The 7,937-nt window shown below is 60.2% G+C and carries 10 protein-coding genes; 2 read left to right on the top strand and 8 right to left on the bottom strand.

Annotation, left to right across the window (positions count from 1 at the left end; all coding sequences use genetic code 11):
* Positions 1 to 151 (top strand): flagellar protein FlhE (locus RTY00_RS14240; RefSeq protein ID WP_312664888.1); only part of this gene is annotated, 151 nt, incomplete at its 5' end.
* 45 nt (positions 152 to 196) lie between these two features.
* Here the strand turns inward: RTY00_RS14240 and RTY00_RS14235 are convergent.
* The 8 genes from RTY00_RS14235 to galB all read right to left on the bottom strand — a co-directional run bounded on the left by RTY00_RS14235 (position 197) and on the right by galB (position 7,660).
* Positions 197 to 1,510, bottom strand: coding sequence for a cytochrome c (locus RTY00_RS14235; RefSeq protein WP_312664884.1), 1,314 nt, complete (start codon positions 1,508 to 1,510; stop codon positions 197 to 199).
* A gap of 10 nt (positions 1,511 to 1,520) precedes the next feature.
* The gene (locus RTY00_RS14230) at positions 1,521 to 3,122 is read right to left on the bottom strand and encodes a GMC family oxidoreductase (protein ID WP_061718563.1); all 1,602 of its coding nucleotides are present in this window, start codon (positions 3,120 to 3,122) and stop codon (positions 1,521 to 1,523) included.
* Positions 3,115 to 3,642, bottom strand: coding sequence for a sugar dehydrogenase complex small subunit (locus RTY00_RS14225; protein WP_312664883.1), 528 nt, complete (start codon positions 3,640 to 3,642; stop codon positions 3,115 to 3,117). Before RTY00_RS14225 ends, RTY00_RS14230 begins: the two co-directional genes overlap by 8 nt.
* 15 nt (positions 3,643 to 3,657) lie before the next feature.
* On the bottom strand, positions 3,658 to 4,113 hold the full coding sequence (locus RTY00_RS14220) for a heme-binding protein (protein WP_312664882.1): 456 nt from the start codon (positions 4,111 to 4,113) through the stop codon (positions 3,658 to 3,660).
* A gap of 116 nt (positions 4,114 to 4,229) precedes the next feature.
* A complete protein-coding gene (locus tag RTY00_RS14215) occupies positions 4,230 to 5,114 on the bottom strand; it encodes a DUF1932 domain-containing protein (RefSeq protein ID WP_312664881.1) in 885 nt (294 codons plus the stop codon).
* A gap of 3 nt (positions 5,115 to 5,117) precedes the next feature.
* The gene (locus RTY00_RS14210; protein ID WP_312664880.1) at positions 5,118 to 6,206 is read right to left on the bottom strand and encodes a 4-oxalomesaconate tautomerase; all 1,089 of its coding nucleotides are present in this window, start codon (positions 6,204 to 6,206) and stop codon (positions 5,118 to 5,120) included.
* 3 nt (positions 6,207 to 6,209) lie between these two features.
* The gene (locus RTY00_RS14205; RefSeq protein WP_258143459.1) at positions 6,210 to 6,923 is read right to left on the bottom strand and encodes a 4-carboxy-4-hydroxy-2-oxoadipate aldolase/oxaloacetate decarboxylase; all 714 of its coding nucleotides are present in this window, start codon (positions 6,921 to 6,923) and stop codon (positions 6,210 to 6,212) included.
* Positions 6,920 to 7,660, bottom strand: a complete 741-nt coding sequence (galB, locus tag RTY00_RS14200; protein WP_061718569.1) for a 4-oxalmesaconate hydratase — start codon at positions 7,658 to 7,660, stop codon at positions 6,920 to 6,922. Before galB ends, RTY00_RS14205 begins: the two co-directional genes overlap by 4 nt.
* A 76-nt stretch (positions 7,661 to 7,736) precedes the next feature.
* Here galB and RTY00_RS14195 point away from each other — a divergent pair.
* The coding region (locus RTY00_RS14195; protein WP_312664887.1) for a LysR family transcriptional regulator at positions 7,737 to 7,937 on the top strand (201 nt) is incomplete at its 3' end.

The raw sequence follows: 7,937 nt of genomic DNA, 5'->3' as shown, positions 1-7,937 counted from the left end.
CGAGATTGAAGGCGCCAGCGGCAGTACACGCGGCTTAGCCAACGTGGCGGCAGAAGAGACGCTGCATCTGGCGTTTGGCTTTCAGGGGAAGGGCGCATTGCCACCGGGCTTGCGCGTGGTGAGCAGTGAAGTGACCGTGAATTATCATTAACGCGTGCTACATCGGCGGCGTGTTCTGCGCCGCCGAGTGCGTTAATTAAGGCTTATCTCCCTGACCATAAATCGGTGGTGAAGCCAGTTTTGCATCCTCTCTTAATTCCTTAACCTGCTTCGCATCCACCTTGGCCGCCGCCGGATTACCAAACTGCTGGGTAACGAAATTACTGACATCCGCCACCTGCTGGTCACTCAGTTCAGGCGCAAAGGACGGCATAAAAACTTCGCCCTCGGTCATGTTGCGATGTACGCCGTTGAGGATCACCGATACCACGTTTAGTGCATCTGCTGCGCCGGTGCTGGTGTGATGGAACAGTGACGGATAGGCATGGAAACCGCTGCCCGATCCCGCACCTTCCGCGCCATGACAGCTTGCACAGTTACCGGCAAACACGACCGCGCCGGGTTGGGCATTGCGGGTCGCATCATCGGCACCGCGCAGTGCAATCAGCGCGGTGGAAGGTTGTCCCCAACTGTCGCGCGCACGGGTTTGCTGCGCGTCCGGCTGCGGCTTGACGCTGCGCAGATAGGTGGCGATGTCCTGCAGATCACTCTCCGGCAGATATTGCAGGCTGTGCTCAATCGCTTCGGCCATCGGACCGGAGGCGCTGGCTTTGTTGGCGACAAACCCGGTCTTCAGGTAGGTCACCAGCTGCTGCTGGCTCCAGTCACCGATGCCTGCCTGCTTATCTGGCGTAATGTTGTACGCCATCCAGCCGCCGAGATCGCCGCCCGCCAGCGCTTTATCGTTATCCATGCCCATGGTCAGATTACGCGGCGTATGACAGGTGCCGCAGTGCGCCAGCGCTTCAACCAGATAGCGGCCGTTATTCCACTGCGCACTCTGCTGTGAATCGTTCTGCAATTCGCCCTTATCGAAGTTGAACCACTTCCAGAAGCGCATGCCCCAGCGCTGGTTGAACGGGAACGGCAGCTCGGTTTGCGGTGAAGCCTGATGCACCGGCGGCATCGACAGCAGATAGGCCTTAATCGCCAGCACATCGTCGCGCTTCATTTTGGTGAAGGAGTCATACGGCATCGCCGGATAGAGCTGCTCGCCGTTTTTACCAATACCGTCGCGCACTGCGGCAACGAACTGATCGTCGCTCCAGCTGCCAATGCCGTACTGCTTATCGGAGGAGATATTGCTGCCCCAGATCTGGCCGAAAGGCGTACTGACCGCAAAGCCGCCGCCAAACAGCGGGCCGTTGGTGGCGGTGTGACAGGCAGTGCAGTCACCGGCGCGCGCCAGATATTCGCCGCGCTTAATCTGAGCGGCATTGTCTGCCGCCTGCGCCATGGCGCACTGCATCAGGACCACCGCGATAGCGGCCTGAATAAATACAGGTTTCATCGGGTGCTCCTTACAAGCTTGCCAGAACGCTGTCGGCCATACGTAGCGCCAGCGCGGTGCCGGTCAACGTTGAGTTAACCGTCGAGGCCGACGGCATAATACCGGTGCCGGCGATAAACAAATTCGGGTGATCGTGGGTGCGGCAGTGACCGTCCACCACCGAATCCTGCGGATTGCTGCCCATGATCATGGTGCCGGTGATGTGCTGGTTGTTGTCGTAAACGCCGCGCTTGCTGTAAACCGCTTCCGTTCCGCCCATCTCTTTCACCATGCGCTGGAAGTCGATCATCGACTGGTCATAGCCGCGATGCACATATTCCGGGAAGCTGTAGTAAACCTCGAGGCGAGGAATACCCCACGCATCCTTCTCGGTTTTGCTCAGCGTGACGCGGTTTTGCGGCTCCGGCAGCATCTCCAGCAAACACTTCAGCTGGACAAAGCGCTCGGCCTGGAAGGCCAGCTTGTCGTTAAGTGCCTTGCCGTAATAGCCCTGACGCACCAGTCGTTCGGTGAGGTAGCGCACCGGCGAGGTGTTGGCGAGATCGATACGCAGCGCCGAGCGCTCACCACGGAAATCGCCGTCGCGCATATTATTGATGCTGCCAGGACGCATTGGCCCACGGCCAAACCACACCGGCTCATCGGCGTAGAACTCCACTGACGATCCTGGATGATCCATCAGGTTGCGGCCCACCATGCCGGAACTGTTGGCGATGCCGTTCGGGTAGCGATCGCTGGTGGAGAGCAGCAGGATTTTCGGGCTTTCAATGCCGTTGGCGGTCAGGACAAACTGCTTGCCGGTCACGCGATGGCGCGCTTTGTTCTGATCGAGATAGTGCACCGCCTGAATGGTGCCTTTGTCGTCGGCCTCAATGCGAAACACCACCGCGTTGGTAACGATTTTCACACCAGCATCCAGCGCCTTACGTGCGGCGATGCCGCCGTGATACTGCGCGTCAATCGGGCAAACCGGCATGCAGTTATTGTTGCCGCAGCAGGCCGGACGACCGTCGTAGGCGATGCTGTTGCGCGCCTGCGGGCCAATGCCCACCTCATAACCCAGCGGACCGAGACGCTGCTTCAGGCGATCAAAACCGTACGGCAGCGGAATGCCCGGCAACGGATAAGGGCGCGAACGTGGCGAAGCCAGATCGCTATCGCCAGAAACGCCCATCTGATATTCGGCGTCACAATAATAAGGTTCCAGTTCGTCATAGCTGATCGGCCAGTCGCGGCCAATGCCGTACAGCGACTGAATGCGCATATCGTTCGGTAACAGGCGGAACGCTTGTCCAGCCCAGTGCCATGTGGTGCCTCCGGTGCCGCGCAGATATTGGGCGCGATAGGGATCCGGGCCTTTCTGAATCAGGTAATTGTTATCGCTGGGGATAAATTTCGGCTGTGGCGCCCACGGCTGCGGCGGATACGGTTCGGTGAAATCGCCCTTAAACGGCGAGTTACGGAAATACTCCACCGCCTGATCGCGTTTAATCTCCGGGCCAGACTCCAGCATCAACACCGATGCGCCGGCTTTGGCCATCTTCAGCGCTGCCAGTGAACCGGCAATCCCGGCGCCAATTACTACCACATCGGCGCTTAATGAATCAGACATGTGCTCTCCTTGCAGGCGGCTGCGTCCAGAAGTTAGGTTGCCCCGGCGCGTAGCTCGGCGGTAACAGGGAATCGCGTACCAGCTGATAACTGACGATATTCTCAAAAGCGATGCATTGCGGGCGCGGCAGCGGGCCGACGACGCCGAGATACCAGCCGGAAACCAGCGCCTGATAAAGATCGTTGAGGGCTTTGGGCTGCGTACTCAGCAGCGCCAACAGGCTGCTGCCGTTGGCGGCGGGTTGCTGTTGCAGCAGCGCGTTGAGCGTATCGAGCTGGCTATCCAGCTGCGGGAAGTGGTCGTGTAGCCAGCTGTAGAGGCGCTGCGCCAGCAGGGCATCCGGCTGATCCAGTCCGGTTAATCGGGTGGAAATCGCAGTGAAACTGGCTGATGGCGCGACTGCGGCGGCCAGCGGCGGCGAGGCGAAAGCCAGGCTGCTGGGTAGCATCTGCGTCAGGACGCCAGCCACCAGCAGGCCCGCCGTGCCGGTCAGCAACCGGCGGCGTGAAAGAGTCATCATGGAAATTCCCGAAAGTTATTTCAGCGCCTGAGCGGCAGCCTCTGAAGCCTGGTTATCCAGATCCTGTTTAGGAGTGCTGACGCCGACCGCGCCGACCACTTCATTTTGCAGCGTGAGCGGGAAACCGCCGCCGAGCGCCACAGCGTGCGGGATGGCGAGCACCGTGGTTTCGCCGCTCTGCAGACGCTGCATAAATTTCAGGGAAGGGGAGTGATACAGCGCCGAGGTACGCGCTTTACCAAGCGCGGCATCAACGCAGCCCGGCGATGCGCCGTCAAGGCGCTGGAAGGCCAGCAGCGTACCGCTGGCATCAACCACCGCCACGCAGCCGGTGCTGTGCTGGGCGCTGATGCTGTTTTTCACACTGGTCATCACCTGGTTGGTGTGGCTGGCGTCCAGCGCGGCTGCGCTGGCCTGGCCAATACCCGCTGCCAGCAGCAGGGAAAGGGCGACAGATGCTCTAATCTTCATGTTTTGCTTCCGATATTTATTGTTTTATAACCTGCTTCTCGTCTCGCTTACGCTACGCCGTTGCAAAAATGTAAACAATTGCCGATAAACAAAACGCATACCTTTGGGCGTATAACTCATTGAGGTGGATAGATCTTATCCAGCGTCTCTTGCCAGACGAACGGCGTCAGTTGTTGATAGCGCAGGGCACGGGCGTTTAACGCATCTACCAGCCCTTGCTGGGTGGCAACAATCGCTGCGCTCATGGCTGCCGGTACCTTGACGTCCTGCAAGGTTTTCACCACTTCCTGCATCTCTTCAGCGCGTCGCTGGCCGTGCTCCGCCACGCGGCTGATCAGGTAGTGTGGCAGCTGATCGTTCCAGCCCAGCGACGGGAAGCTGGCATGCAGCGAATCGAGCACCGCTTGCTCAACGCCGTACTGGCGCGCCGCGCTCAGGCATTCGGTGGTCAGCGCTTCGAGGCCTTTAATCATCACGCTGCGGCACATCTTAATCGCCGAGGCTTCACCCACTTCGCCACCCAGCAAACGGCTATTAAGGCCTAACTGTTGCAGCAGCGGCTGCACCTGTTCAGCCTGCGCACCGCCAATCAGCAGCGGCGTCGCCAGCCGCTTGGGCGGCACCGGCGCCATTACCGCCACGTCGATGTAGCTGGCACCTGCGGCGTTAATCACTTCAGCTGCGGCGCGTTTGGTGTGCGGTGCTACCGAGTTGAGATCGAGAAAATGCTGCCCAGCCTGTAACAGCGCTGCCGCCTGCTGCGCCACATTGAGTGCCTGCGATGCGGTAACGGTGGAGAACACCAGCGTGGCGTCCTGCAACGCGTCCGCCAGCGAAGCGGCCAGCCGCACGCGGCTCTGTTGCGCTTTTTGCTGCAGCGCGGGTAGGGTTTCTGCCGCGAGGGCTTTACGGTCCCACACCGTCACCGCGTTGCCTTGCGCCTGTAAGTCCTGGGCGAGAATGCCGCCCGCTTCACCAAAACCGATAAAGGTGATGTTCATCAATTACTCCTTGCTGAAGGGCCAGACCGCCGCCGGAATCATGACTTCACCGGCAAAAATGGCGCGTGCAGTGCGCAGCAAACCGCAGCCCGCCAGCGGGTTATCGCCTTCGCGCTGCAGCAGCACGCTGAATTCGCCGCTGGGATGTTCCACGCTCAGGCGCTGCTGAGGTTGCTGGCTGATGCGTGCCAGTCCATCGGCGACGCTGCCGGGGATCAGGCAGGCGCTGGCGACGCTCACCGCGCCGAGCACGCCAATCGAGGCGTGGCAGCGGTGCGGAATAAAGGTGCGTGAGCTGATCGCGCCGCCGTGACGCGCTTCGGCCAGCAGCGTGACTTTGGGCACCGTACGCTGGCTGACATCCCCTAAGTTCATACGCGGCCCGGCCTGCAGGCGAATCGACTCCAGCCGCTGCTTGAGCTCGCTGTCGTTATCCAACGTTTCGCGGCTTTCATAGCCGCTGCGATTGACATCCGCCGCACGGATTAAAATCACCGGCATGCCGTTGTCGATGCAGGTGACATCGATGCCATCAAAACAGTCGCGCGGCTGACCGGTCGGCAGCAGCGCGCCACAGCTTGATCCGGCAATATCTTTGAAGGTGAGGGCGATCTCGCCTGCGCTGCCGGGTACGCCATCAATACTTAAGTCACCGTCATAGTCGACTTCACCGTCGGGTGTGGCGAACTCTGCTTCGGCGATCTGCCCGGTGTTCTGCATGAAAATGCGCACGCGGGTGCGTTGATTGCCTGCCTTTACCAGCCCGCGTTCTAAGGCGAAAGGCCCGACGGCGGCGAGGATATTGCCGCAGTTTTGCCCGTAATCGACGCTGGGTTGATCGACGTTGACCTGAGCAAACAGGTAATCGACATCGGCATCGTCCCGGTGTGAGACGCTGACGATCGCCACTTTGCTGGTGAGCGGATCGGCACCGCCGAGACCGTCAATCTGGCGGACATCGGGCGATCCCATCACCGCCAGCAGCACCCGATCGCGGGTCACAGGATCTGCTGGCAGATCCTGCGCCAGAAAGCAGGCGGCTTTGGAGGTGCCGCCGCGCATCAGTAAGCAGGGAATGCGACGCTGGCGCATGGTTTACTCCTCCAGTTGATCGAGCGTGTCGAGATAGCGCAGTCCTTTTTCCGCCAGGCGCGGGCGCATCTGATAGATATCCAGTCCCAGCTCACCAGCCGCTAAACGCAGGCGTTTGCTCTCTTCCAACTCTTCACGCTGACGCGCTTTGGCTGCCACGCTGGCGGCTTCATCGCGTGCCACCACCACCACGCCGTCGTCATCGGCGACGATCACATCCCCCGGCCAGATCAGCTGCCCGGCGCACACCAGCGGCACGTTCACCGAACCGAGCGTCTCTTTGACTGTGCCTTGCGCATACACCGCGCGCGACCAGACGGCAAAGCCCATCTCACGCAACGTGCGGCTATCGCGCACACCGACATCCGCCACCAGCCCGCGCACACCGCGCGCTTGCAGCGAGGTCGCCAGCAGATCGCCAAAGAAGCCGTCGCTGCACGGCGAGGTTGGCGCAACCACCAGCACATCGCCCGGCTGACAGAGTTCCACCGCGACGTGGAACATCCAGTTATCACCCGGTGCCACCAGCACGGTGACCGCGCTGCCCGCGATGGCGCAATCCTGCTGAATTGGGCGAATGGCGGGATCGAGCAAGCCTTTGCGGCCTTGCGCTTCATGCACAGTGGCAACGCCGAAGCGGGCCAGCGCGTCAATATCCGCAGCCGCCGCGCGGGGAATGTGGCGCACCGCGACGCCTTTTTTCGCGATGATGCTCATGCCAGATCCTCGGTTACGCGCGGGAAGATGCTCTGATAGCCTTCGCCATAAATGATGTCGCGGCTGGTGGTAATCCCGACGTTACGCTTGGCCTGCACGCCGCGCTGCTGTGCCACGCGCGTGTAGTATTCCCACAGATGTTCCTGCCCGGCCATGCACTGAATCGCCTGATATTTTTTGTCCCACACCGAGGTGATATCCAGCAGCACATCCGGCTTCCAGTTGCACTGCTCGGGCTGGTGCGGTTCGAAGCAGTAAACCGGCGGTGCACCGACGATTTTTTCGCCCGGACGGTAGCCTTCGGCCTGGGCGATGATGCGCGCCTCCTGCGCCAGATGCGTGGCCATCGGGTGATCGTAGTTGTAGGGATCCTGCAATGAGTGGGTCAGAACAAAGTGCGGCAGCACCCGGCGATAGACGTCGGCAAGGCGGAACAGGGTTTCTTTATCGGCACGAAGCGGATAATCGCCGAGATCAAAAAATTCAATGCTGGCACCGAGAATCTCGGCGGCGGCCTGCGCTTCACTGCGGCGGGCGGCTTTAACTTTCGCTTCGCTCATCTCCCCTTTGCGCCACAGCTTGGCTGATTCACCGCGCTCGCCAAACGAAAGGCAGACAACGTGGACGTCATAGCCCTGCGCATGGTGCAGCGCGATGGCACCGCCGGCGCGCCAGACGAAATCCGCTGAGTGAGCGCTGACCACCAGCGCGGTTTTTTTTGGGGTGTTGTTAGTCATGGCATACTCCTCCGCTGTTTTTTTCCATGCTGTCACTGCCAACCTGGCGGCGATAATTCATTTAATTGCAGCGGGTATGCGTTTTATTTATATTGCGACATCGATCGGTAGCGAAAAGGGGCAGGGAAAGATGGCGGAAAAGGACACGCAAGAGCTGACAAACCTGATGCAAATCAGGGCATTTAGTCAGGTAGTGGCACAAGGCAGTGTCTCGCGGGCGGCAGATGAATTATTTCGCACCCAGTCGGCCATTACCCGCGCTATTCGCGACCTGGAA

Source organism: Pantoea sp. CTOTU49201, assembly GCF_032054795.1.
GTDB lineage: Bacteria > Pseudomonadota > Gammaproteobacteria > Enterobacterales > Enterobacteriaceae > Pantoea > Pantoea symbiotica.
Note: the sequence above shows the minus strand (reverse complement) of the source record. Positions and strands in the feature narration are given on the sequence as shown.

Coding starts and splice junctions, on each gene's coding strand:
- RTY00_RS14235 (WP_312664884.1), bottom strand. CDS start 1,510: ATGAAACCTGTATTTATTCAGGCCGCTATCGCGGTGGTCCTGATGCAG.
- RTY00_RS14230 (WP_061718563.1), bottom strand. CDS start 3,122: ATGTCTGATTCATTAAGCGCCGATGTGGTAGTAATTGGCGCCGGGATT.
- RTY00_RS14225 (WP_312664883.1), bottom strand. CDS start 3,642: ATGATGACTCTTTCACGCCGCCGGTTGCTGACCGGCACGGCGGGCCTG.
- RTY00_RS14220 (WP_312664882.1), bottom strand. CDS start 4,113: ATGAAGATTAGAGCATCTGTCGCCCTTTCCCTGCTGCTGGCAGCGGGT.
- RTY00_RS14215 (WP_312664881.1), bottom strand. CDS start 5,114: ATGAACATCACCTTTATCGGTTTTGGTGAAGCGGGCGGCATTCTCGCC.
- RTY00_RS14210 (WP_312664880.1), bottom strand. CDS start 6,206: ATGCGCCAGCGTCGCATTCCCTGCTTACTGATGCGCGGCGGCACCTCC.
- RTY00_RS14205 (WP_258143459.1), bottom strand. CDS start 6,923: ATGAGCATCATCGCGAAAAAAGGCGTCGCGGTGCGCCACATTCCCCGC.
- galB (WP_061718569.1), bottom strand. CDS start 7,660: ATGACTAACAACACCCCAAAAAAAACCGCGCTGGTGGTCAGCGCTCAC.